At 36.5% G+C, this 23,674-nt stretch carries 23 protein-coding genes; 15 read left to right on the top strand and 8 right to left on the bottom strand.

Translation table 11 applies throughout. The features are described from left to right. The first annotated feature begins 127 nt into the window (after positions 1 to 127). Both WFN33_RS11460 and WFN33_RS11455 read left to right on the top strand, forming a co-directional pair. A complete protein-coding gene (locus WFN33_RS11460) occupies positions 128 to 886 on the top strand; it encodes a Slam-dependent surface lipoprotein (RefSeq protein WP_336953251.1) in 759 nt (252 codons plus the stop codon). A gap of 66 nt (positions 887 to 952) precedes the next feature. Beyond that, positions 953 to 2,443: a surface lipoprotein assembly modifier gene (locus tag WFN33_RS11455; protein WP_336953250.1), complete on the top strand. Its 1,491-nt coding sequence runs from the start codon at positions 953 to 955 to the stop codon at positions 2,441 to 2,443. 592 nt (positions 2,444 to 3,035) lie between these two features. Here WFN33_RS11455 and WFN33_RS11450 read toward each other — a convergent pair. Then, complete coding sequence (locus tag WFN33_RS11450; RefSeq protein WP_336953249.1) at positions 3,036 to 3,731, bottom strand: alpha/beta hydrolase; 696 nt, start codon at positions 3,729 to 3,731, stop codon at positions 3,036 to 3,038. Between the two features lie 202 nt (positions 3,732 to 3,933). Here WFN33_RS11450 and WFN33_RS11445 point away from each other — a divergent pair, with 202 nt between their 5' ends. Both WFN33_RS11445 and WFN33_RS11440 read left to right on the top strand, forming a co-directional pair. After that, entirely contained in the window at positions 3,934 to 4,830 is an 897-nt protein-coding gene (locus WFN33_RS11445) for an AraC family transcriptional regulator (protein ID WP_336953248.1), read from the top strand. Positions 4,831 to 5,058: 228 nt separating this feature from the next. After that, positions 5,059 to 5,436 (top strand): hypothetical protein, encoded by a 378-nt coding sequence (locus tag WFN33_RS11440; RefSeq protein WP_336953246.1) that lies wholly within the window; start codon positions 5,059 to 5,061, stop codon positions 5,434 to 5,436. 119 nt (positions 5,437 to 5,555) lie between these two features. Here WFN33_RS11440 and WFN33_RS11435 read toward each other — a convergent pair whose 3' ends face one another. Further along, positions 5,556 to 6,791, bottom strand: coding sequence for a pyridoxal phosphate-dependent aminotransferase (locus tag WFN33_RS11435; protein ID WP_004721317.1), 1,236 nt, complete (start codon positions 6,789 to 6,791; stop codon positions 5,556 to 5,558). Positions 6,792 to 7,012: 221 nt separating this feature from the next. Here WFN33_RS11435 and WFN33_RS11430 point away from each other — a divergent pair, with 221 nt between their 5' ends. Beyond that, positions 7,013 to 7,192, top strand: a complete 180-nt coding sequence (locus WFN33_RS11430; RefSeq protein ID WP_004721316.1) for a hypothetical protein — start codon at positions 7,013 to 7,015, stop codon at positions 7,190 to 7,192. 98 nt (positions 7,193 to 7,290) lie between these two features. On the opposite strand, the gene WFN33_RS11425 is transcribed toward WFN33_RS11430, so the two are convergent. The 3 genes from WFN33_RS11425 to WFN33_RS11415 form a co-directional block, all read right to left on the bottom strand. Then, positions 7,291 to 8,742, bottom strand: a complete 1,452-nt coding sequence (locus WFN33_RS11425; protein WP_336953244.1) for a sensor domain-containing diguanylate cyclase — start codon at positions 8,740 to 8,742, stop codon at positions 7,291 to 7,293. A 185-nt stretch (positions 8,743 to 8,927) separates the two neighbouring features. Continuing rightward, positions 8,928 to 10,340, bottom strand: coding sequence for a sensor domain-containing diguanylate cyclase (locus tag WFN33_RS11420; RefSeq protein WP_336953243.1), 1,413 nt, complete (start codon positions 10,338 to 10,340; stop codon positions 8,928 to 8,930). A 193-nt stretch (positions 10,341 to 10,533) separates the two neighbouring features. Next, positions 10,534 to 11,313, bottom strand: a complete 780-nt coding sequence (locus WFN33_RS11415; protein ID WP_336953242.1) for an A1S_2505 family phage non-structural protein — start codon at positions 11,311 to 11,313, stop codon at positions 10,534 to 10,536. Positions 11,314 to 11,490: 177 nt separating this feature from the next. On the opposite strand from WFN33_RS11415, the gene uvrB reads away from it, so the two are divergent. The 9 genes from uvrB to WFN33_RS11370 all read left to right on the top strand — a co-directional run bounded on the left by uvrB (position 11,491) and on the right by WFN33_RS11370 (position 20,018). Beyond that, positions 11,491 to 13,512 carry an excinuclease ABC subunit UvrB gene (uvrB, locus tag WFN33_RS11410; RefSeq protein WP_336953241.1) on the top strand — a complete coding sequence of 674 codons (2,022 nt, stop codon included), beginning with the start codon at positions 11,491 to 11,493 and terminating at the stop codon, positions 13,510 to 13,512. A gap of 135 nt (positions 13,513 to 13,647) precedes the next feature. After that, complete coding sequence (locus WFN33_RS11405) at positions 13,648 to 14,238, top strand: lipocalin family protein (protein ID WP_336953240.1); 591 nt, start codon at positions 13,648 to 13,650, stop codon at positions 14,236 to 14,238. Positions 14,239 to 14,383: 145 nt separating this feature from the next. Further along, positions 14,384 to 15,313 carry an EamA family transporter RarD gene (rarD, locus tag WFN33_RS11400; protein WP_336953239.1) on the top strand — a complete coding sequence of 310 codons (930 nt, stop codon included), beginning with the start codon at positions 14,384 to 14,386 and terminating at the stop codon, positions 15,311 to 15,313. A gap of 361 nt (positions 15,314 to 15,674) precedes the next feature. Next, the gene (locus tag WFN33_RS11395; protein ID WP_336953237.1) at positions 15,675 to 17,132 is read left to right on the top strand and encodes a glyceraldehyde-3-phosphate dehydrogenase; all 1,458 of its coding nucleotides are present in this window, start codon (positions 15,675 to 15,677) and stop codon (positions 17,130 to 17,132) included. A 168-nt stretch (positions 17,133 to 17,300) separates the two neighbouring features. After that, the gene (locus tag WFN33_RS11390; protein WP_336953235.1) at positions 17,301 to 17,540 is read left to right on the top strand and encodes a hypothetical protein; all 240 of its coding nucleotides are present in this window, start codon (positions 17,301 to 17,303) and stop codon (positions 17,538 to 17,540) included. A gap of 10 nt (positions 17,541 to 17,550) precedes the next feature. After that, a complete protein-coding gene (locus WFN33_RS11385) occupies positions 17,551 to 17,730 on the top strand; it encodes a hypothetical protein (RefSeq protein ID WP_336953234.1) in 180 nt (59 codons plus the stop codon). A 268-nt stretch (positions 17,731 to 17,998) separates the two neighbouring features. Next, positions 17,999 to 18,460 carry a hypothetical protein gene (locus WFN33_RS11380; protein WP_336953233.1) on the top strand — a complete coding sequence of 154 codons (462 nt, stop codon included), beginning with the start codon at positions 17,999 to 18,001 and terminating at the stop codon, positions 18,458 to 18,460. 130 nt (positions 18,461 to 18,590) lie between these two features. Then, complete coding sequence (locus tag WFN33_RS11375; RefSeq protein ID WP_336953232.1) at positions 18,591 to 19,325, top strand: MFS transporter; 735 nt, start codon at positions 18,591 to 18,593, stop codon at positions 19,323 to 19,325. A 12-nt stretch (positions 19,326 to 19,337) separates the two neighbouring features. After that, positions 19,338 to 20,018 carry a hypothetical protein gene (locus tag WFN33_RS11370; RefSeq protein WP_336953231.1) on the top strand — a complete coding sequence of 227 codons (681 nt, stop codon included), beginning with the start codon at positions 19,338 to 19,340 and terminating at the stop codon, positions 20,016 to 20,018. A 60-nt stretch (positions 20,019 to 20,078) separates the two neighbouring features. Here WFN33_RS11370 and WFN33_RS11365 read toward each other — a convergent pair whose 3' ends face one another. Continuing rightward, the gene (locus WFN33_RS11365; protein ID WP_336953229.1) at positions 20,079 to 20,930 is read right to left on the bottom strand and encodes an SDR family oxidoreductase; all 852 of its coding nucleotides are present in this window, start codon (positions 20,928 to 20,930) and stop codon (positions 20,079 to 20,081) included. A 126-nt stretch (positions 20,931 to 21,056) separates the two neighbouring features. Between WFN33_RS11365 and WFN33_RS11360 the strand changes: the two genes are divergently transcribed. Next, on the top strand, positions 21,057 to 21,431 hold the full coding sequence (locus WFN33_RS11360) for a winged helix-turn-helix transcriptional regulator (RefSeq protein WP_004721299.1): 375 nt from the start codon (positions 21,057 to 21,059) through the stop codon (positions 21,429 to 21,431). 68 nt (positions 21,432 to 21,499) lie between these two features. Here the strand turns inward: WFN33_RS11360 and WFN33_RS11355 are convergent, their stop codons facing one another. Further along, the gene (locus WFN33_RS11355) at positions 21,500 to 22,141 is read right to left on the bottom strand and encodes a DUF2238 domain-containing protein (RefSeq protein ID WP_336953227.1); all 642 of its coding nucleotides are present in this window, start codon (positions 22,139 to 22,141) and stop codon (positions 21,500 to 21,502) included. Positions 22,142 to 22,243: 102 nt separating this feature from the next. Continuing rightward, on the bottom strand, positions 22,244 to 23,632 hold the full coding sequence (purB, locus tag WFN33_RS11350) for an adenylosuccinate lyase (protein ID WP_336953225.1): 1,389 nt from the start codon (positions 23,630 to 23,632) through the stop codon (positions 22,244 to 22,246). Positions 23,633 to 23,674: the final 42 nt, after the last annotated feature.

Here is a 23,674-nt window from a genome sequence, read left to right as displayed (position 1 = left end):
CTTGATTTTACACTTGAATTGAAAAATTAAAATCAGTGCAGCACATGTTTTATTTTAAATGATAATCATTAAGTTTTTTATTTTTATTCTTAATGATAAACCTTAAACTCATATCGAGGAACTTAAAATGAAACTTCAATCTATCTCATTGGCTGTTTTACTATCTGTTGGTTTAGTCGGTGTTGCACAAGCGGCCGTAGTCGGTGAGACGAGTGATGGCACTAAAGTTTTGGTTGGTTCGACTGGTTCACTTGGGCCAAATCATCCAAACTCAGGTGTTGGTTTTGGTGTTAAAACCCTTTATAACGGTGCAATAGTTGCATTTTCAGGGTTTAACGGCTATGCAGATGGCAATGGTGTGGTACGTCTAAGTCCGTACTTACCAGGGCTTCCAGCGTCTCATGCTGGAATTGGTTATGCCAACTATAAACAAGTGCCTACACAAGACGTTTGGTTTGGTGAGTGGAATGCAGAAGCCAAAGATGCCAGCGGTAAGCGTCTAGGTACAGCTGATCCAGCGACACATACTGTTTATTACAACGGTAAAGATGCGGATACCAGCGTACCATCTACAGGTACTGCAAATTATAGCGTTCAAGGTGTCAATAATTATAATGGCTCTAATTTATTGTCAGGTACGTTTACTGCTAACTTTGCAACTAAACAGTTAACGGGTTCATTGAGCGATAGTTCACGTACCTTTAATTTAGGTACTGCAACCATTAATAATGATGCAACGATTAGTGGTTCAAATGCATCTTGGACAGGTGGTCCTTCTGGTGGTGATGTTTCAGGTCAGTTCTATAATAGTCAAACCAGCTTAGCAGGTATTGCAACATTTGCTGGTAATAGAACATATGATGTAGCTTTTGGTGGTAAGAAATAATGATTTGAATGAGAAAGGCTTACTTCGGTAAGTCTTTCTTTTTTATTCTATTTGGTGAGTTTATAGATGAAAAAAATAGTATTGCTTGGTGCCGTATTGCAGTGTGGACAATGCGTTTATGCAGCGGATGATACCAGTATCAGGTTAAATCAGGAAATTAGCCAACAGCAATATCAAAATGATAAGAAACTACTCAAATCAGATGATCCTCAAAAAGACCAAGCATTGCCGAATCTGATCATACAAGGTCAGGAATATATGGTGAAGGATGAACCCGCGGAAGTTGCTTATGCGCTTTACTTGGCAGTGATGCAAAAACAATGGCAAGTCGCTTTACGTTATCTTGAAAAATATAAAAATTTTCCAAATTATGATCAGGCATTGACGGAATTTGCTGAGGGTGTCATGGCACGCACGCAGGGGAATTTAAGTTTAGCTGAGAGCAAACTAAAACACAGTTTAGAGATTCAATCGAATAATTTAATGACTCAACTTGAACTGGCTCGTGTTTACACGGAACAACAAAAAAATCAGCAAGGTCAACAGTTATTTCAGCAGATTCAATCTCAATTGGATCTGTCTACAGATCCCGCTGCCCAAGGTGTTCGTCAAACCGTAGAGATGTATATCAAAGGGCTTAAACAACGAGATGAATGGCATGGTTCATTGGCTTTTGGTTCACGTTATGCCAGTAATGTTAATAATGCTTCCGATAAATACGACATCATTACATATTATGGCATTGACCCTGAGACTAAGAAGGTCGTTCCTATTGAACAAGTAAAGCGTGGCACACCTGACGCGATCAGTGCGCAAGGTTTGGATTATGAAGCCACCTTAACTAAACGATGGTCGCTTTCTGGACAACATGGCATTGCATTGCGTGGATTATTCTATGGTCAAGTTTATCCAGAGCAGACTGATTATAATGAATTAACTTTTAACTTAAATGCGGGTTATAGTTATTACAACGAACGTAATCAAGTCTTGATTGCCCCCGTATTTGAACATAAATACTATGCCCACGACTCGCTGTATAGTGCCTATGGGCTAAGGGGTGAGTGGATGCGTTTTATCTCTAACGACAAAGCTGTCAAGTTAGAAGCCGAAATGAAAGATATAAATTATTCCCAGTATAAAGGCCAAGATGGCATGGAATATTCAGTCTATTCAACCTTTTGGAAAATTTTACCAAAAAACTGGACGCTATTTGGCGGACTGGATTTTGTTGACCATAATACCCAAGAACAATATTTTACGGCTTATCAACAACAAGGTGTACGTTTAGGGCTTTCCAAGAACTTTGAGTCAGGTTTTAACGCAAATTTATTTAGTTCTTTTCGTTGGCGTCAATTTGATAAATTTACTCCAGTGTTGGAGGCTAGACGACATGATTTTGAACAAAATTATACTTTAATTCTAAGTGCACCACGCTGGGTTTTTTATGGTTTAACACCTAATCTCACTTATCAATATAATCAAAATAACAGCAATGTAGAGTGGCTATATTCTTATGATAAACATAATGTTAGTTTAAAGCTGGAGCATCGGTTTTAAAATATTGTAGAGGTTTTATTTCTATTTGAGGAATTGAAAGCATATCAAAGAGGTCTTCTTACTGAATTCTAATTTAGACATTTATATAGTTAACTTGTCAAAAAATTCATACACAAGAAATTAATATTTATAATTAAATCAATTTCATGGAAAAATAAAATTGTTTGATTATAAAAATGCTTGCAATGCCACACTTTATGTTCAAAGTTTAAATAGCTTTGCCTAGGCGATGCCTCACTTTTCAGAGATGAAAAGATGACAAAAATCTTCCGTTTAACAGGGCTCTTGCGCTGCAAACAAAGCAGTGCTTTATTTTTGCTCATATACCCCCGCCCAACGGCGACATCCATGTCGCCTCACGGTAGGACAACCATCTTTTATTCAAAAGTACGAAAAACGAATTGATAACCAATAGCTTCCATAAGTTCATACAAAAACATAAGCTTCATTTATGATCAATGACTTGATGCAAATCACTTGTATGTATGATTAGGTGGTTTGACTATAGCCAAATTGAATTTCAATAAATCTAAGTTTTAAATGGGTCTAAGATATAGAGGAAATCCCTTGATTCCCTCTGTTCATTCATCACTTATTGAGCAAGAAATCTGACAGCTTCCTCAATTAAGTCTGAAATGTCTTTTGGATGTGATGCCAAAGAAGCATGGCTTGCATCTAACGAAATCACTTTTTTTGCATTTAAGCGTGCCGACATGACTTTTTGATTTTCAGGGTGGATCATTCGGTCTTGAGTCGAGATTTGATACCAAGATGGTTTCGTTTTCCAGGCTGGCGTGGAAATCGTATCGCCAAAAGTGCTTGCTACTGGCGCTTTTTGGGTGACACCCATTGCAAACCCTTCATCTTTACTTAAATCCTGACAGAAACTTTCATGGAATTTATCTGCTTTAAGCCAGAGATAACCATCACTGTCTGGTTCTAAGTTTGGTGCAGCCTCAGGTAAATGTTGTTGAGTAATGCCACCAGGGCTTTCGTTTGAGTCAGGTGCAAAAGCAGCAATATAAACCAGGCCTACGACATTCGCTTGATTGCCAACTTCAGTAATTACAGCGCCACCATATGAGTGACCAACCAGAAGGACATCTCCTTTAACTTGCGCAATCATTTTTCTTGTTCGTTCAACATCTTCAGCCAGTGAGCTAAGCGGGAGTTCTACTGCACGTAATGATCCATAACCTCGGTGAGACAGCTCAGTTACGACTTTACTCCAATGAGCAGCGCCTCCCCAAAATCCGTGTACGAATATAATTGTCGGTTTATTACTCATGTATCTCTCCTAGCTAAATGCTATTGTATTTGTTGAGCTAAATGGTTGAAGAATTTTTGTGTAAAGATTGGATATATACAGAATGTAATTTTTATACTCAAAAAAGCTTCTATAAACGATTATTCATGTTTAAATTCAATTTAACAATAACAGAAACACCAATGTTTTTGCAGAAACACTTTTTAGGAATTGTGACAAAAAAATGAGAGATGAATATGCAGAAAAAAGTGCTTTAACGGATATATTCTTTGATATTTATCAATTTGCAAAAATATCAGGTGAGATCTATGACTTCGCGCGATTTACAGATCAACAACAGTTAAGCTTTAAACAGGATTATGCATATATCCATATCGTTCAGCAGGCGACATGCAGACTTAAAGTTGCATGCACTAACCTAGATCTCGTTTTAAAAGCAGGGGATATTATTGTTCTACCTTCAGCAGGAGAACACACGATTGAATTGTTGGATACTGAAAACCAAGCAGCCGCTGTGATTAGCTGTATTTTTAAACTTAGTGGGATTTATGGCGAAGCCATAATCGAAGGGTTGCCTCACTATATCCATGTCCCATCGCACAATGATACGGATAAAATTGCAGAATGGGTGCCAATGACTGTTGCTGCGATAAAGCTTGAACTTGAACATCCTAGCCTTGGTAGTCAAGTGATGCTTTCAAGGATTATCGATCTTTTATTGGTGTGGTCAATACGGTTTTGGTTGGCAAAGGCAACCATTGAACATAAAAGCTGGATTGTTGCTTTACGTGACCCCACGATTAGTAAAGCATTATTTTTGCTGCATGATCGTCCTGCTTATCCATGGGATGTAGAAAATTTGGCTCAATCCACCCATCAATCACGTTCAAGTTTTGCTAAAAAATTTGTTGAACAGGTCGGTGTTTCTCCAATTCAATATTTAAAAAATTGGCGGATGAGACTGGCAAGTCAGTTTTTAAAAGAGACAGACAAAAATATCTTTCAAATTGCTGAATTAGTAGGATATAGCTCACAAGCAGCATTCACTCGTGCCTTTACACAAACATATGGGTGCGCACCAAAAGTATTTAGAGCATCATTGATGCAGAGTCATCAATAAATACAGATAATCAACTGTAGCTTTTTATGCTTTAAATGCTTTTTAACACTGAATCGTACTTAGCCAAACTGATCCAGAACAGCAATAAAACTTAAAGATTTAGGTTAGATTTCAGGTTTTATTGAAGATGAACAAAAATTGGTTAATGTCATAAATGTAATTCCCAAGACCGTGAATTGTATAGTTTCGACCTCTAGAATGAAGTGATACATCAATGGGAAGAATGACATGAAAACTTTAATCAGATTAGCTGTTATTGGTCTTTGTAGTGTTTCAAGTTTAAGTTTTGCATCACATCAAAATACGCAAGAAATACGCATTGATCACTTTGGTACAGGTAGCGATGGAGATAATACGTCAGGTCTTTTATTGAAAGAGCCAATAAAACTTGTGCCTTATTTAAAGCTTGATCAAAATAAGGAGCCGAGAATTGAACATTATGGGACAGGCAATGATGGAGACAATACCACAGGGTTATTATTAGTCGATCATGAAAAGTACTATGCGGCAAACACATCTACTGTGCAAGTTGATACTGGACGTATAGATCATTACGGTACTGGAAATGATGGAGACAATACCACGGGCTTGCTCCTCAAAGATTAATTTACAAAAAATATAGAAGCTTGTTGATAAAAATAGTGACATGTTGATAAGTAATATAAATAAAGATAAAAAAATGGGTGTAATCAATACACCCATTTTTCATTTAAACCAATCTCGTCTTATTGCGCTGCTTTTTCAGCTGCGATTGAAGCAATTGCTGCATCAACACCGTCAATAGAATCTGCAGCTTTTTTAATACGAGCAAGTGCATCAACAAGTACTTCATCAGCAGTCGCATAAGAAATACGCATATAGCCGCCTAAACCAAAAGCATCACCAGGAACTACAGCAACACCAGTTTCTTCCAACAACCATTCTGAGAATTCTGTGCAAGATTTTAAACCTTTTGCACGAATCAAAGGACGAATATTGGCATAAGCATAGAATGCGCCATCAGCAGGTAAGCAGCTAATCCCTTGAATTTCATTCAAACCATTCACAACTAAATCATGACGGCGTTTGAATGCTTCAATCATCGGTTGAAGTACATCTTGAGGACCATTTAACGCAGCTTCAGCAGCAACTTGTGAAATCGAAGTTGGGTTTGAAGTTGATTGTGATTGGATTTTTTTCATTGCACCAATCAATTTTGCAGGTCCTGCTGCATAACCGATACGCCATCCAGTCATTGCATATGCTTTAGATACACCGTTAAGTACGATAACGCGCTCATAAAGGTCAGGAGCTACAGTCGCAATGTTGTAGAACTCATCATCCCAACGGATCGGCTCATACATATCATCAGAAGCAACATAAACTTGAGGATATTTACGGAGCACTTCTGCTAAAGCTTCAAGTTCAGCTTTGCTGTAGATCATGCCTGTTGGGTTAGAAGGACTATTTAAAACCACCAAACGTGTTTTGTCTGTAATCGCAGCTTCTAGTTGAGCAGGTGTAATCTTGAAACGTTGTTCTTCACCACATTTCACGATGACAGGAACACCTTCAGCAATGATCACCATATCTGGATAGCTTACCCAATATGGCGCTGGAATAATGACTTCATCACCTTTGTTTAACAAAGCAAGTGCTAAGTTAAAGAAAGACTGTTTACCACCGCAAGAGACTAAAATCTGATTTGCAGCATAGTCAAGATTGTTATCACGTTTTAGCTTCGCAATAATTGCTTTTTTAAGGCCTGGTGTACCATCAACAGCGGTATATTTGGTAAAACCGTTGTTAATCGCTGTAATCGCAGCATCTTTGATGTGTTGTGGGGTGTCAAAATCTGGTTCGCCAGCGCCCAATCCGATTACATTTTTACCCGCAGCTTTTAATTCAGCAGCTTTGTTGGTAACAGCAAGCGTTGGAGACGGTTTGATGGCATTTACACGATCAGAGAGACGTACGTCCACGGCATTATTCCTTCTTATAGGGATTAAAAAAATAAAAAGCACATTATCATAGCCTAATTTTTCATGTTTGGTCGTCTAATATCTATTCAAATTCAATAAATATTCACGAAAAGCAAAAATTAATGTATCAAGAGAATACAAATAAAAGTGAAAGTTTAAGAGCACTCGCATCAAAGCCGAAATTTACGTACAATATAGTCAGTTAAAATTGAGTGAATCACATGAGCACCCAAAATACTCCCAAAAAGAAGCCATTGGTGAATTTACCATTTCCAATGCCATCATCTTTAGAAAATGATGATGATGTTGCCCATAACAACGTTCGCCCTAAACCTGAGCAATACGCAGACCGTACTTGGATGCCACCTCGTGGTACACGTCGTTCGATGGGAAAACGTTAAGTGTGTAAAATATAAAAATAGGTGCTTGATGCACCTATTTTTATATTAAGTGTTCAAAAGAATATTTTTTCAAGCTTATTGTTTATCTTTGTTGATGGTTAAGCACCGTCATTTAGCATTTCCGTGACATATTCATAATATTTTTTTTTCTTTTGATACATCAGTAAATCTGCTCGTTTTAGCATATTATCTATACTTTCATTTGCACCTGTTGTTGCGTAACCAATTGCAACGCTGATAGGTTGTGACGAGTAGTACTGGTTATCTATATTGAGTAATTCTTCAATAGTCATGATCATTGATTCGACGGTTTGCTCATTTGCCGCAGGCATGAGAATTACAAACTCATCTCCACCAATACGAGAAGCAGTATAACTTGTATTGGTAATGGTACGAGTCAGAATATTGCCCATACGTCGAAGTAATTCATCCCCAACATCATGACCTAACTGATCGTTGATGGCTTTTAAACCATTCATATCAATAAAAATGGCTGAAGTCGGGCGTAGTACGCCACGCTCTAAACGATTGATTTCTTCTGTATAAAATGAACGATTAAATAATTTTGTGAGAACATCATGTTTTCCAAGATATTCCAAATACGTTTCTGCTTTTTTTCGTGCAGTAATATCAGTCAATGCGACTTGAACAAGACTCCAATCATGTTCATAACCTGGGAAAACAGTGAATTGGAGTAATACATTTCGTACTGAACCATCTAATGCATAATTTACAGCTTCACGTTGATGATGAATTTTACCATTCCATAGCTCAATCAGTTGCTCACGGAAAGTCTGGTACATCTCTTTTGCAAATACTTTATTTAAGTTTTTAAATAAGGTCTCTTTATCTTTGGCTTTAAATAAATCCAGTGTTGCTTGGTTGACGTCTAATAAGATGATGTCTTCTATACACTGGTTTACAAAGTCAGTATGAACATCTAAGAAGGTACGAAAATCTTCGATACCAATTTCACGGAGTTGATCTATACGTAGTCTTACACGACTAAAATCTTCCACCCACAATGAAGTTGGCGAATAAATAAAGCGAGATTCTGCCAGTTGGCGATTTTTTTCTTCTAAACGGCGCGCATTTTGATAGTCAGTAATATCTTCAGTGGTGACTAAAACTCGGTCTAAACTGACTTCTGAACCCGGCAAAATGATACCGCGTAATTTGATATCTAACTTTTTACCTGAAATCGTGTAATTGACAGTAGTATTTGAAAATTCAGCTTCTCCATTCCAAAGTGCAACCAACTCTTTAATATGTGAATGCAGCATTTCTTTCTGAAAAATAATATCTAAGCTCTGATAGAGGTGTTGTTGAGTTCTTGCTTCAAATAAATTTAAGGTTTTTTTATTGACCTGAAGAATCTTAATTTTATGCGCACAAGCTGTGATCTGGTCTGGATTTTCTTCTAAAAAGCTTTGTAGATCTGTGATTCCTTGACTTTTCCATTGGTTAAATTGTTCTTTTACTTCGCTATAGTCTTCTAACCACATTGGGGTAGGGGATATATCAAAAATAGAAGAATCAGAAAATTCCATTATAAGATTCTCGTTCGATGTGAGGTGCTTTAGAATATTTGAAATATATCCTAAAAAAGGAGGATATAAAATAATAAAATTCATGATATTTATTACTAATCGTATTTTATGATAACTGGTTATCGTTTAATTGGATTTGCACAACTGTTACTTAATTCAAATTATATTTTTAATCCGTCAAACTATTAATCGGTCTTCAATAAATAATATGCTTGCTTATCTTGATACATAATTTTATCTGCTTTTTTTAATAACTCATCGATATTTTTATAATGGTGAGTTGTTGCATAACCAATCGCCACATGAAGTGGATGTTGCGGATTGTTAATTTGATCAAGTTCTATTTCTTGCTTAATTATTTTAAGCAGTAGCTCTATATGCTGATAATTTGATTCAGGCATAAGAATCACAAACTCATCACCACCAATACGGGAAACAGAATATGGGGTGGTTATGGTGGATTTTTTTAAAAGATTTGCAAAACGTTGAATCAGCAAATCACCAATATGATGGCCCTGTAAATCATTAATCCTTTTTAAACCATTGATATCTAAGTATATGCATGAAAGTGAACTGAATGGGGTAGTTTGTAAGCGTTGAATTTCACCTACAAAAAAAGTTCGATTATATAATTGAGTTAATTGATCATGCTTGCTTGCATATAGCAGATGATCTTCTAATTTCTTACGCTCTGTTAAATCGGTAAAGGCAATTTGCACGGTATCCCAGTTATGTTTTGAATCTGGAAAAATAACAAACTGTTCGAGGACATGTAGCAAATCTCCGTTGATTGACCGATACTCACATTCTCGCTTAAGCTGATGATGGCCATCCCATAAATGTAATAATTGTTTATAAAAATTTTGTTGATAATTCTCTCTGAAAATATGATTTAAATGCTGATAAAAATGTTGTTCATTGTTGGCATTAAATAAATCCAGTAAAGCTTGATTTACACCAACTGATCGAATATTTTCAAAACAAAGAAATAGAAAATCAGGGTTTTGCTGAATATATTGATCTAAGTCAGTGACATTATTCGCTAGCAATTGATTAAATAATGATTTTATTTGGCTATAGTCTTTGACCCAGAGGGCAGTGGGTGAATGCAAAAATAGGGATTCTGCAATCCGACGTGCATTTTGACACTGAGAGATATCTTCCGTGGTTAATAAAACTCGATCCCAACTTTCTTTCGCATCCGTTAAAATATTGGCTCTAAGTTGGATATCAATTTTTTTACCTTTGCAGCTAAGGTTGACCACTTGAATCGAGCAATCTTTTTCTTTATTCCAAAGTGCTGAAAAAAATTGGATATGTAATAGTTCAGTATTTTCTGTATGCATTTCCGGAAATTTTTCTAAAATCTCCGCTAAATCATCAGCTTCATATAAAATCAGAGTGCTTTGATTGATATGAATGGTACGGATCGCTGCCAAACAGGGTTTTAAACGGCTAGTATCCTCCAATAGATGTTGTTTAATATCGGGAATACCTTGCGCCGTCCACTGATCAAATATTTTTTTTATACCACTAAAATCTTGTAACCACATGGCAATTGGAGACAAATCAAATATTGTTAAATCCATTTGCTCCATACGCTTTCCAATATCACTCTTATTAGTTTAGGGGTGTTGACATTTTATAAATGACTTGCCTTGTATCGTCTAAAAATGACTTATAGTCTCAAACAGAATCGGGCTGTCATCAGACCTTGTTCCGAGCGATATGACTTAAGTAAAAATTAAACATAGATTGGTTCAATCAAAAATAACCACACACTGAAGTATATTACTTTTTAGCCCGATGTTCTGCTTTTGGTGCAGCAATGGTACGCTGGCCAGTCCATACTGAAATAAAGTCTGTTTCATTTAAATTATAGAGTTCTAGAAGCGCTAAAATAGCTCCCCCAAAAATCATTGAACCCTCTGAATCAGACTGAAATTCAAATACTTTTCCATTTAGATTGTGAAGAATATCTTGTATTTCAAAAATACGATCTCGACCATTACTATCATTTGGATACATGGGTGTATTGAGAATAATTGTAGCGAGACTTTTTTCAGCTTCAGTTAAATCTAAGCTTTGAATTTTTTGTTCTATATCTGAACTAAAAATGACCTCATCTGATATAAAGCTATGCAGCAATTTTTGTGTGAGCTTAGGCAAAGTTTTTTCTACAAATGGGCGGAATGAAGCAGGGAAGATCACATTGCGTGAAATACCTTTAAACATGGGGGCAATTTCTTCAACTTTATAGCCAGCAACACCACAACCCACAGAAGTAATAAAATATTTTATCTTCGGGTGATTTTTTGTATAAATTTTAAAATCATCAATATAGTGTTGAATTTGCGAAAGTGGCATTTGCTGTAAATGTTCATTCATGGTGGGTATAGCAAAACTTTGTCCCGCCCAGCCACGTCCAACACCTTTAGTTGCGCCAAAATGTAAATGTGCTGTTTTTGCAGCACCGCCTTGATGAGTACCCGCCATATTACTACCAAAAACAAACACAGTATCTTCTGGCAAAGTTTTGATTATGCTTTCATCATGATAGTGATATGTCATGTTTTTCAATCTTTTAATTGGCTTGTTTCCATGTTGCTATTGAAATAAAAAAGGGTCAAGGTATTTGTTGAATATTGTGTAAAAAGCCCCATCTAGAATAGGTGTCAATGTATGGGTTTAATTGGTTTCTGTTAAACTATTATGGCTTCTTCCCGATTGGTTAAAGAGTGAATTATTGTGAGTGAACATCAACCTTTTGAACTTGTTACAAATTATCAACCTGCTGGAGATCAACCACAGGCAATAGCAAAATTAGTCGAAGGCATAAATAAAGGTTTTCACGATCAACTTCTACTCGGTGTAACGGGTTCAGGGAAAACCTACACCATGGCAAATGTGATTGCGCAAACGCAACGTCCAACTATTGTCATGGCACATAACAAAACTCTTGCTGCACAATTATATGGTGAATTTAAATCCTTTTTCCCAAACAATGCAGTTGAATACTTCGTTAGTTATTATGACTACTATCAACCCGAAGCTTATGTTCCATCTTCGGATACCTTTATTGAAAAAGATTCAGCGATCAATGATCACATTGACCAGATGCGTCTCTCTGCTACGCGTGCTTTATTAGAACGCCGTGATGCTATTATTGTCGCATCAGTATCCGCAATCTATGGTTTGGGTGATCCGAATGCTTATATGAGTATGTTATTGCATATTGTACAAGGGGACAGAATTAGTCGTGATGATATTATTCGCAGACTTGTTGAAATGCAATATACGCGAAATGAGTTGGAATTTTTACGTGGTACTTATCGTATTCGTGGCGAAATTATCGATATTTTCCCTGCTGAATCAGACCAACACGCAGTTCGTGTTGAGTTGTTTGATGATGAAGTCGATTCAATTCGATGGTTTGATCCAATTACAGGGAAAATGGTACGTAAAGCACCACGTGTGACAATCTATCCGAAAAGTCACTATGTCACTCCAAAAGATAATCTACAACGTGCAATTGGAACGATTCGGGATGAACTGGCTGATCGATTAGTTTTTTTTAAAGACCATGAAAAATTACTCGAAGCACAGCGGATCGAACAGCGCACACGTTATGATTTAGAAATGATGCAACAGTTAGGCTATACCAACGGTATTGAAAACTATTCACGTCATTTATCTGGTCGTCCAGCGGGTGAGGCGCCACCTACATTATTTGATTATATCCCAGATGATGCTTTATTAATTATTGATGAGTCGCATGTGACTGTACCCCAAATTGGTGCAATGTATAAAGGCGATCGTTCACGTAAAGAAAACTTGGTCAATTATGGTTTCCGTTTACCAAGTGCATTGGATAATCGTCCAATGAAGTTTGAAGAATGGGAACGTATCGTCCCAACCACCATTTATGTTAGTGCAACACCGGCTAAATATGAACTTGAAAAATCTGAACAAGTTGCCGAACAAGTGGTGCGACCAACAGGATTGGTCGATCCAGAAATCGAAATACGTCCTGTTTTAACGCAAGTGGATGATGTTCTTTCAGAAATTAATATCCGTAAAGAACTTGATGAGCGTGTTTTAGTCACTACTTTAACCAAGCGTATGGCAGAAGACTTAACCTCATATTTAAAAGAATATGGGGTGAAGGTGGCTTATCTGCACTCAGATATTGACACAGTTGAGCGAGTCAAAATTATTCATGATCTTCGTACAGGCGTACATGATGTTCTGGTCGGGATTAACTTATTGCGTGAAGGTTTGGATATGCCGGAAGTTTCTTTAGTTGCCATTCTTGACGCAGATAAAGAAGGTTTTCTTCGTTCTGAACGATCGTTAATCCAAACTATTGGTCGTGCTGCACGACATTTAAAAGGTAAAGCGATTTTATATGCTGACCGTATAACCGATTCGATGCAGAAAGCTATAGATGAAACCGATCGTCGTCGGGCTAAACAAATCCAATTTAATGAAGAGCATGGTATTATTCCACGTAGTGCTGTACGCCAAGCAATTAAAGAAATTGATACGGGTGAGGTTATTAGTGATGATCAAATTGAAGTAAACATAAATGATCAGCATCAAGCTTTAACTGCTGATGAACGTCACATTTTGTCTGATCCAAAACTGTTTACTAAGCATATTACGAGACTCGAAAAAGAAATGCTGAAAGCATCTAAAGAATTACAATTTGAACAAGCTGCGCGTTTACGAGACGAAATTGTGCGTTTAAAAAATAGAATGTTAAAATAATTGCTTTATTGACGTGATTTCACTTTTGCACTTGCTGTAGCTTTAGGCCAAACAAGGATACATAAAGCTACAGTCTAAGTTTAAATTTATGATTATTTTATAATAAATAGTAAAAAGTAATGCTGAGGGTATAAAGTGCAATCATTTAAAATATTACCCAAATTATATGACTTCAAAAAATTAATAATCGTGTTGGGGGTGGTTTTTTCGAGCTTTTTATATCCAAAAGCCTATGCTGAAAATTCGACTTTAGCAGCGATTCCAAAATTGGAATTGGGTCAATATTTAGGATTATGGTATGAAATTGCCCGTAAACCAATGTATTTTCAAAAAGACTGTAAGTCAGATGTCACTGCACGTTATACCGTAAATGAATATGGTAATGTTGCAGTAGATAATCGATGCGTCGATCAAAATGGACAAGAATTGCGTTCACTGGGTGAAGCATTTATCAGTAATGAGCCTTTTAATTCAAAATTTAAAGTGAGTTTTATTCCAGAAGCGGTTCGTTGGATGCCTGTGGGCCGTGGTGATTATTGGATTTTAAAAATTGATTCACACTATCAAATGGCTTTGGTCGGAGAACCTAAACGAAAATATTTGTGGTTACTGTCTAGAGATCCTCATCCAGATGAAGCAAAGGTGATTGAATTTCTCCGCTATGCGCAGACGGTAGGTTTTAACTTAAAAGATCTGATTCGAACCAAACAGAATACGCAAGAATAAGATAGAAAATTTAAGTTGATATATTTTAAATATTAAAGTAGTTGTAAATCCTTAATTTTGAAAATAATTGAGAATTCAAATTAATTTTGGGTGAAGGTGTTTATAATGCCTAAGAGTTTATTTGAAAATCATGGTGAGGCCACAGATGTTTAAGGGCGTCGTATTGTCTGTATTGGCATCTGTAACGTTTGGGGTCTTATATTTTTATACCAAAGTGTTGGGCGATCTAGATAGTCAGCAAACCTTTGGTTGGCGGATTATTGCGACTTTGCCGTTCCTTACTTTATTCATGCTATGGAGTGGTGATTTTGTTCATGTTAAAGCGATTTATTATCGAATCCTCAAACAACCTGCTTTATTACTTTTATTAATCATTACATCTATTTTGACCTGTTTCCAATTATGGCTTTTCTTGTGGGGCCCAATGAATGGGCGGGGATTACAAGTTTCACTTGGGTATTTTCTATTACCCTTGGTCCTTGTACTCGCAGGTAGTTTATTTTATAAAGAGAAATTATCAAAATTCCAAATGGTTGCCGTTGCTTTTGCTGTGCTTGGTGTAGGGCATGAATTATGGCGTTTGGGTAGTATTGCATGGGAAACACTAAGTGTTGCATTAGGTTACTCTCTTTATTTCTTGATTCGAAAAACCATCAAAACCGATAATTTAGGTGGCTTTTGGTGGGATATTTTAATTTGTATTCCTATTGCAATTTATTTCACCCAAACTGGATTAGAAGCATATAGTCAATTTGCTAACTCACCCGTTTTAATTCTTGTGGTTGCAGGGCTTGGAGTTTTGAGTGCAATTGGTCTAGGTAGCTATATTTTAGCCAGTCGTTATTTGCCGATGGTTTTGTTTGGGTTATTAAGTTATTTAGAACCTGTTTTGTTGGCGCTAGCCTCGTTGGCGTTGGGAGAGTCTATTTCTGCAGATGAATGGTTTACCTATATTCCAATTTGGTGTGCTGTGAGTATTTTGGTATTAGAGGGGATTTGGCATATCTATCAACAAAACAATAAACGGAAAAATTTAGTATTGAATATTGAAAAATTGGACGAAAGAATCCGTTAGTTAAAACAAAGATCGATAATAGTTGGATTGTCATTTAGAATCGTGACTTTAACAAGATCTAACTCATTAGATGTGTGATAGCTTTACTATTAACAGCAGGTTAAGTGTAGCAATTTGGAATTTAAAGATCTAACATGATCTTTATTTTTCTTCTTACTCTAATAAAGTCAATATCACGACTAAAATCCACATAGAACTGAAATATTATTTAAAGATCAAGGCATAATTTAAAATAAAATACCCAGTATGACAAAATTCTATAAAAATGTATCACGATTTGATTTCAACTAAATGAGAATTACATTACAATTGTGGGGTTTAAAAATCCATGTCTAGATATACATAAATAGAGGACGTATCTGTGAGCAAAGACACTATCATCGCCCTACATGCAGAGCACCAAGGTCGCTGGAAAAACCGTGAAGAAATTGCGGAACGTATGATTGCATTAATCGGTCAATTATACCGTGAAAAAAACATTGTGACTTCTGTGTACGGTCGTTCTTTAGTGAACCGTTCAGTAATTCAAATCCTTAAAGCACACCGTCGTACACGTATGATGGATGTTGAGCTTTCTGTTGTACATACTTTCCCTATTTTAGAAGCTTTAGCGAAATTAGATAATATCGGTTCTGCTGAAGTTGATTTAGGTAAACTTGCAGTTGAATATAAAGAAAAGGGCGGCGATATTGATGCATTTGTTGCTCAAGCTGTTCAATCTTTAGAAGGTCGTCCCGCACAAGTTGAGCCTAAAGATGTTGTTCTTTATGGTTTTGGTCGTATTGGTCGTATTTTAGCGCGTCTGATCATTAGCCAATCAGGTCTTGGTCGTGGTTTAAGCCTTAAAGCGATCGTTGTACGTAAATCATCTGATGGTGATTTAGAAAAACGTGCTTCATTGTTACGTCGTGATTCAATTCATGGTCCATTTGCAGGAACGATTTCTGTGGATGAAGAAAATGAAGCAATCATTGCAAATGGTAACTTTATCAAAGTGATCTATGCATCTAGTCCTGCTGAAGTTGATTACACAGCTTATGGTATCGACAATGCATTAGTGATTGATAATACTGGTAAATGGCGTGATATCGATGGTTTATCTCAGCATCTTAAATGCCCTGGCGTAAGTCGTGTTGTACTTACAGCACCTGGTAAAGGTGATATGAAGAATGTGGTGTTTGGTGTTAACCAAGCGGACATCATTGATTCAGACAAAATCATTTCTGCTGCAAGCTGTACTACTAACGCAATCACACCAGTTTTAAAAGTGTTAGAAGACAAATACAAAGTGATCAATGGTCATGTGGAAACTGTTCACTCATTTACTAATGACCAGAACTTGATTGACAACTATCACAAAGCAGATCGCCGTGGCCGTGCTGCAACACTGAATATGGTTATTACAGAAACAGGTGCTGCAAAAGCTGTTGCGAAAGCATTACCTCAGTTACAAGGTAAATTAACAGGTAATTCAGTACGTGTTCCAACACCAAACGTTTCACTTGCTATTCTTAACTTAACACTTGAGAAAGAAGTAGATCGTGAAGAAGTGAACGAATATATTCGTCAAATCTCGATCAACTCTAACCTTCAAGGTCAAATTGGCTATACTAACTCTACAGAAGTTGTATCGTCTGACTTTATTGGTTCGCGTACAGCGGGTGTATTTGACGCACAAGCAACAATTACTTCTGGTAACCGTTTAACAGCTTACGTTTGGTACGATAACGAAGTTGGTTATAGCTGCCAAGTATTGCGTATTGCTGAACAAGTATGTGGTGTAAGCTATCCAAAAGTACCAGCTGAAACAAATGCATAATTTCTAAGAGTCGTCGAAAAGGAGCTTCAAATGGAGCTCCTTTTTTTATATTATAAAGTTATGGTTCTATTTAAGTTTTAATTTATGATTCTAATTAAAACTTAGAGAATATTAAAAATAAAGAAAAAATTATCAATTTTTGCTTTAAGTTTGCTGAATTTATCAACAATGATTCACGCAACTCCGCATACAAGTCTTGATTTAACTCCTATATTGCAGGATCGTTTTGAACAAAATTGTGCGATTGGTCAACAATTCGATTTTTATACTCATGATGAGATGCAGGTAATTTTAATGAATCAGGTAGTTAAGGATGAAGTAGAAGAGCAAGCGGCTTACGTCAGCAAAAATTTTAGTTTAAAAAATACGGCTTACAGGGGATTAGTCGTAAATAAAATTGAATTTTGATGGGGGCGGTTTGACTTTGAGTGAGACGTTGTACTTTGATCTTCCAATGGCTTCAGCCAAACAGCAATTTAATAAGATTAAAAGCAATATACAGCAACCAACTAAAGCTGCAAATTTTGTGATGGCTGGAAAGGGCAAGAGTGATGCAATTGCTATCTGTTTATGGTCTGATAAAAATGGACTTCAATAGTGTTATTGTGAATTAAGTTTTGGGATGATTTCTAAAAGTGATGAAACTTTTTACTATCACATAGAAATAGGTGTATGAAAAGCAAGTTTGCAATGCCACATTTAAAGTTTAAATTGCTTTGCTTAGGTGATGCCTTACGATAGAAAGACCATCTATGGTTTCATCATTATTTAAAACGATACAAGTATTAAATGCTCATTTTTGACTAACGCAAGAAGTCTAATAAAAGCTATTTTATATAAAGTAATTTGCAACAAAGGAAAATCACATGAAGAAAAAGATATTACTGAGCATGATGTTACTGCTAACGGGAGCTACACATGCCAAATCCTTAGAACTACGTCCTTTATTAAAAGATCGCTTCGAACAAAACTGTGCAATTCGGCAGCAATACGATTTTCATAATGAAAATTCAGAACTGATTGCACCACTTGAACACTATACGATTGATGTAAAATATGTGGATAAACAGGTTTATGACTCAACCACGTATAAATTAAAAAATGTCACTTATGCTGGCATTCCTATTCGCAAAATAGAATTTAGTTTTGGTCGTCCCGCGCAACAATACAATCAATATTTATATTTTGATCTGAGTGCTACAACAGCAAAGCAGCGATTTAAAACTCTAAAATTCAATCAAAATCATGAAAAAGGCGATGTGAGTGTTGAGTATAAAAATAATACAGCAATTGTGCAGTGCTATTGGTTAGCTGATTTTTCGAAATAATCCGTAGATTAGATATCAATTGTTTAATAATTAAACAAAATTCTTCGACTTTTATACATAAAAACGCATATTAATTCACATAAGTATTTAAAATAAAAAATAATTAAGGATAAAAATTAAGGACAGGATTTTGCAGTTGAAGCAAGTTATGGCGGGAGTTGCCTTTATTCTTATTGCTACGGTGTGTGGTGTATTGATTGCAATCTGGGTATTTAAACATTTTAATATTTATATTCCACTTGAAAATCAAGCTGTACGTATCGATTTAAAAGAACCTTTACAAGCCAAAGTACAAATTCATGACGCATTAGATGTGGATGTCAAAGGAAAAGTGAAAGCTGAAATTCCTATTCATGAAAAGCTAAACTTACCGATTACACAAACCTTAACCCCACATGTGTATTTTGATAATGAAGTCCCTATTCAAACCACAATTCCTGTGAATGAAGTGATCAAAATCAATCAGGATATGCCGATTGATACCAAGGTTAAAGTCACTGTGTTAGGTAAAGATATTACTTTACCATTAAAAGGGAACATCCCGATTCATATGGATGTGCCGATTAATTTACAAGTGCCACTCAACCAAAATATTCATTTAAAGTTTGATGCCCCAGTAAAGGTGTTACTTAAAGAAAATTTACATGTGCCACTTGATGCGACATTAAAAACCAATATTCCAATTCAGGGCCATCTCAATGTTCCAATTAAATCAGCACTTCAAGCAACAGTAGATGTTCAAAATACATTACCGGTAAAAATTGAAAAAGGGCAACTTAAAATTCCGCTCAATAGTTTAAGGCTATCACGCCGCGATCATCCGCCAGTAAAACCACAACAACCACAGTCCGAAGCTTTAAAATAGGGTGGTATGGAAATGTGGATCTTTAAATCTATACGAAATTTGTTGTTCACTTTTATGAGCGTCGTATTGCTCATTGCGCTGTGCGTTTGGTTGTATTTGAATATTCATGCCTCAATGCAGGTTTCTGCGCAAAGGGCACAAATTCAATTGTCGGAATCTTTACCGACAAAAATCCATGTGGGGAATTATTTACAAACACATGCACAAGGTGCTTTAGATACTGAGTTGACGATTGACCGTGAGTTGGCTTTACCTTTAAAAGGCAAATATTTGGCTAATTTAAGTTTTGTTGTAACAACGCCGATTGAGGTTGAGCTTGATTATGAGACTGATATTCAGATTGAAACGCTAATGCCATTAGAAACAACCACGGATTTGGTTTATCAAAATAAACTACTGCCTCAATTTCCTTTAAAAGTGGATATTCCGATTAAACTTTCGGTGCCATTTAAGTTAAAACGACGTTATCAAGTTCCAATCAAAATTATGTTTGATGGACCTGTTTATTTAGATTTTGATGAAGTGATTCATTTGTATGTGAAGCATAAACTTAAGCCAATACTGAATATTAATGATCCAATGACGATGAGAAAAATTGCGGTGTTCCGTGCAACCATGTACAACACAGAAAGACAGTCCCTAGCAGATCTGGAGATGAATATCGATTTTCCTATCAAAAATATTCATCCTTAATTGCTCAGTATAGCATGGGCTTAAATTTTGTATTAAGCCCATGCTTATCTTTAAAAATGCCTAAAATAAAGCTCTAACCTGATCCTGAATATGCGTTGTTTTACGACCAATTAAATATTCCAAGTCTTTACTTTCACTATACATTGCACCATTTACAGTCTGTACATCTGCGTCAACAATAACCGCTACTAGTGCATGGGGTAACCCTGCCGTAAGAAGTGACTGAGTATAATCTTCCGAGCTGATATCTTGATACTGTACAGTTTGACCTGATGCCAAAGTGATATAAGAGGCTAAATCTGCAAGGGTAAAATGATTTGAACCTGCAAGCTCATAAGTTTTATTTTCATGATCTGAGGAAGTAAGGACTTTAGCAGCAGCTTCGGCATAATCTAAACGAGAAGCTGAACTGATTTTTCCATTTTGAGCGCTGCCGTAAAGTGTTCCTGTTTCCGCAGTATGCTTAACGTTACCAAGATAATTTTCGCTATACCAATTGTTGCGTAAAAATGTATATTTCAAACCACTTTGCAGAATGAGAGCTTCTGTTTCACGATGTTCTTGCGCTAAACCTAGTGGATTATCTGTTGCATTGAGTAAGCTGGTATAGGCAATGTATTCAACTTTGGCTGCGACAGCTGCCTCTATAACTGCTTTATGTTGTGGGGTACGACGACCAATTTCATTGGCTGAAATTAAAAGTAATTTATCTACATTGTGTAAAGCAGATATTAATGTTTCAGGTTGATCATAGTTAAATAGGCGAAGTTCAATCCCTTGTTGTTTGAGCGACTGTGCTTTATCTATATTTCGAACCAGCGCCACAATATTTTCAGCAGCAGTATGTTGAAGTAAGGCTTGGATCACCAATTGTCCAAGTTGACCCGTTGCGCCTGTAATTGCGATTTTCATAAATTCACCTTTAAATATGATTTAAATTGGATGTTTTTTAAACTTGATGTTATTATCATAATCATTAAACTTACTATATGTAAGTACGTACCTAAAAGTAAGCTAATTACTGTGTAGAGAGAATTTATGAGCATCTATGCTTCAAGTGATTTAATTGGTCAAGTTTTATCCAGTCAGTGCCCATCTAGAGAAATATTGGAGCATTTAACCAGCAAATGGTCTGTATTGGTTTTACGTTGTTTAAATGATGGTGTGCAACGTTTTAGTGAACTGCGCAATCGAATTGAGGGGATCAGCGAAAAAATGCTGGCACAGACATTAAAAGTGCTTGAGCAAGATGGCTTTATATTGAGAACGGTTTACCCTGAAGTACCACCGAAAGTAGAGTACCAATTGACGATTTTAGGTGCACAAGCGGCTGAAAAATTAAACTATTTGATTGGTTGGATCGAGCGCAGTTTGCCCGATATCTTAGAGAATAAACAAAGATTGCAAAAGTAAAACTCAGTGGATTCTATACTCACCAACAACTTGATCGCTGAGTGAGTATATTGAGAGGAAAGTCCGTATTATTGAGGATGATTCCCTTTTGCCGCAGCTTTTAAAGAGACTAGTCCTGTCATGATTGCACCAATGGTGGCTAAGAACATATCCTTATGCGCATCCCATATATCACCTTGTTGCCCATTGTAGTTTTCAGCTTCTTCTGGAGATAGGCCAATGGCAATCCACCATTCAATCCATTCATAAAATAAACTGGTTGCCATAACAAATTGAATGACTAATAAAAATAAGGTTTTAGGCTTTAAGTTTGGTAACCACACTTGGAAAATTCGGTAGAAAAATGGGTAAAGAAATAAGCCATAGAATAAGTGTACAAATCGGTCAAACATGTTACGTGTCCACCCTATTGCTTGATTGAGATCAAAGTTTAAGTATTTGATTGACCAATCATTATAAGGCACATAAGAATAAAGATAATGTGCAGCAATGACATGAATCACCAAGAAGAGGATGTACAATAAAAATGATGAAAATGTCAGCCCTATTTTCTTTAGACAGAAAAATAGAACAATCAGCATGAGTAAGGTGCCAATCTGATGCAGCATGTAAGATGGGTATTCTAAGGGATTGATACTGGCAAGAATGATTGCGATTGCAAGCAAAGCAAGAACAAGCCAATGTTTTTTTGTTAAGGCATGATAAATCATTATGGTATTTTCTAAAAATTATTACTGCGCATTGTAATCAAAATGCAAAAAAATGCGAAGCATCGGCTTCGCATTTTTTAGGTCTTTTAGATGATTAAAAGCTTAGATTTTAGCAATCAAATCTTTAATTTTTTTGGCTTGATCCGCAGCATTACCTGTGTAAGTAGCAGGAGTCATTTCAGCCAAACGTGCACGATCAGCAGCAGGTACAGCTTCAAGCTCAGTACCATTGACAAAATCAACCATCATGTCACGTGTCATCGCTTGACCACGAGTCAATGCTTTTAATTTTTCATATGGTTTTTCAACTGCATAACGACGCATTACAGTTTGAATTGGTTCAGCCAATACTTCTTGTGCATGATCAAGGTCTTCAAGAATACGTGTCGCATTAAGTTCAAGTTTTCCAATACCTTTTGAACATGCTTCAAAAGCAATTAAACTTTGTGCCAAGCCAACACCCATGTTACGTAATACGGTAGAGTCCGTGAGGTCACGTTGCCAACGGGAAATTGGCAATTTTTCACCTAAGTGCGCTAATACTGCATTTGCAATGCCCAAGTTACCTTCTGAGTTTTCAAAATCAATAGGATTGACTTTGTGTGGCATTGTCGAAGAACCGACTTCACCTTCTTTTAGACGTTGTTTAAAGAAGCCTAAAGAGATATAGCCCCAAACATCACGGTTAAAGTCGATTAAAATTGTATTAAAACGACGTAGAGCATCGAACAATTCAGCGATGTAATCGTGTGGTTCGATCTGAGTTGTATAAGGGTTGAAGGTTAAACCGAGTGATTCAACAAATGCTTGCGAGTGAGCAGGCCAGTTGATTTCAGGATAAGCAGAGTAGTGTGCGTTGTAGTTACCCACTGCACCATTAATTTTGCCCAATAATTCAACTTGTTTAAACTGTTTGATTTGACGTGCTAAACGATATGCAACATTGGCCATTTCTTTACCCAAAGTCGTTGGGCTAGCAGTTTGGCCATGGGTACGTGATAGCATCGGTTGTTCAGCATGTGTTTCAGATAAAGCCACAATAGAATCAACAATTTGTTGCATAGCAACAACTAATACTTCACGACCACTTTTCAACATTAAAGCGTGAGAAAGGTTGTTGATGTCTTCTGAAGTGCATGCGAAGTGAATAAATTCACCTGCATTTTTAAGCTCATCAATATGTGCAATTTTTTCTTTTAAGAAATATTCAACCGCTTTTACATCATGGTTAGTGGTACGCTCAATCTCTTTAATACGGTTAGCATCATCTTCAGAAAATTGAGTAACAATCGCATCTAAAGCAGTATTGGTTGCAACAGAAAAAGCGGGCACTTCTGTAATTTCTGGACGATTTGCAAGCGCTTGTAACCAACGCACTTCAACAGTCACACGAGCATGGATGAGACCAAACTCAGAGAGGTAAGGGCGTAATGCATCGCATTTGCTTGCATAGCGTCCGTCTAGTGGAGAAAGGGCGGTTAAAGCGTTCATAAAGATTCCTTAAATTTTGGAATTAGAGCGAATGGCGTAACC

Origin of the sequence: Acinetobacter sp. AS167, assembly GCF_037152175.1 — a bacterium.
GTDB lineage: Bacteria > Pseudomonadota > Gammaproteobacteria > Pseudomonadales > Moraxellaceae > Acinetobacter.
Note: the sequence above shows the minus strand (reverse complement) of the source record. Positions and strands in the feature narration are given on the sequence as shown.

Excerpts from the sequence above, each read along its gene's own strand:
- WFN33_RS11460 (WP_336953251.1), top strand. The coding sequence starts at position 128 with ATGAAACTTCAATCTATCTCATTGGCTGTTTTACTATCTGTTGGTTTA.
- WFN33_RS11455 (WP_336953250.1), top strand. The coding sequence starts at position 953 with ATGAAAAAAATAGTATTGCTTGGTGCCGTATTGCAGTGTGGACAATGC.
- WFN33_RS11450 (WP_336953249.1), bottom strand. The coding sequence starts at position 3,731 with ATGAGTAATAAACCGACAATTATATTCGTACACGGATTTTGGGGAGGC.
- WFN33_RS11445 (WP_336953248.1), top strand. The coding sequence starts at position 3,934 with ATGAGAGATGAATATGCAGAAAAAAGTGCTTTAACGGATATATTCTTT.
- WFN33_RS11440 (WP_336953246.1), top strand. The coding sequence starts at position 5,059 with ATGAAAACTTTAATCAGATTAGCTGTTATTGGTCTTTGTAGTGTTTCA.
- WFN33_RS11430 (WP_004721316.1), top strand. The coding sequence starts at position 7,013 with ATGAGCACCCAAAATACTCCCAAAAAGAAGCCATTGGTGAATTTACCA.
- WFN33_RS11425 (WP_336953244.1), bottom strand. The coding sequence starts at position 8,742 with ATGGAATTTTCTGATTCTTCTATTTTTGATATATCCCCTACCCCAATG.
- WFN33_RS11420 (WP_336953243.1), bottom strand. The coding sequence starts at position 10,340 with ATGGAGCAAATGGATTTAACAATATTTGATTTGTCTCCAATTGCCATG.
- WFN33_RS11415 (WP_336953242.1), bottom strand. The coding sequence starts at position 11,313 with ATGACATATCACTATCATGATGAAAGCATAATCAAAACTTTGCCAGAA.
- rarD (WP_336953239.1), top strand. The coding sequence starts at position 14,384 with ATGTTTAAGGGCGTCGTATTGTCTGTATTGGCATCTGTAACGTTTGGG.
- WFN33_RS11390 (WP_336953235.1), top strand. The coding sequence starts at position 17,301 with ATGATTCACGCAACTCCGCATACAAGTCTTGATTTAACTCCTATATTG.
- WFN33_RS11380 (WP_336953233.1), top strand. The coding sequence starts at position 17,999 with ATGAAGAAAAAGATATTACTGAGCATGATGTTACTGCTAACGGGAGCT.
- WFN33_RS11370 (WP_336953231.1), top strand. The coding sequence starts at position 19,338 with ATGTGGATCTTTAAATCTATACGAAATTTGTTGTTCACTTTTATGAGC.
- WFN33_RS11365 (WP_336953229.1), bottom strand. The coding sequence starts at position 20,930 with ATGAAAATCGCAATTACAGGCGCAACGGGTCAACTTGGACAATTGGTG.
- WFN33_RS11360 (WP_004721299.1), top strand. The coding sequence starts at position 21,057 with ATGAGCATCTATGCTTCAAGTGATTTAATTGGTCAAGTTTTATCCAGT.
- WFN33_RS11355 (WP_336953227.1), bottom strand. The coding sequence starts at position 22,141 with ATGATTTATCATGCCTTAACAAAAAAACATTGGCTTGTTCTTGCTTTG.
- purB (WP_336953225.1), bottom strand. The coding sequence starts at position 23,632 with ATGAACGCTTTAACCGCCCTTTCTCCACTAGACGGACGCTATGCAAGC.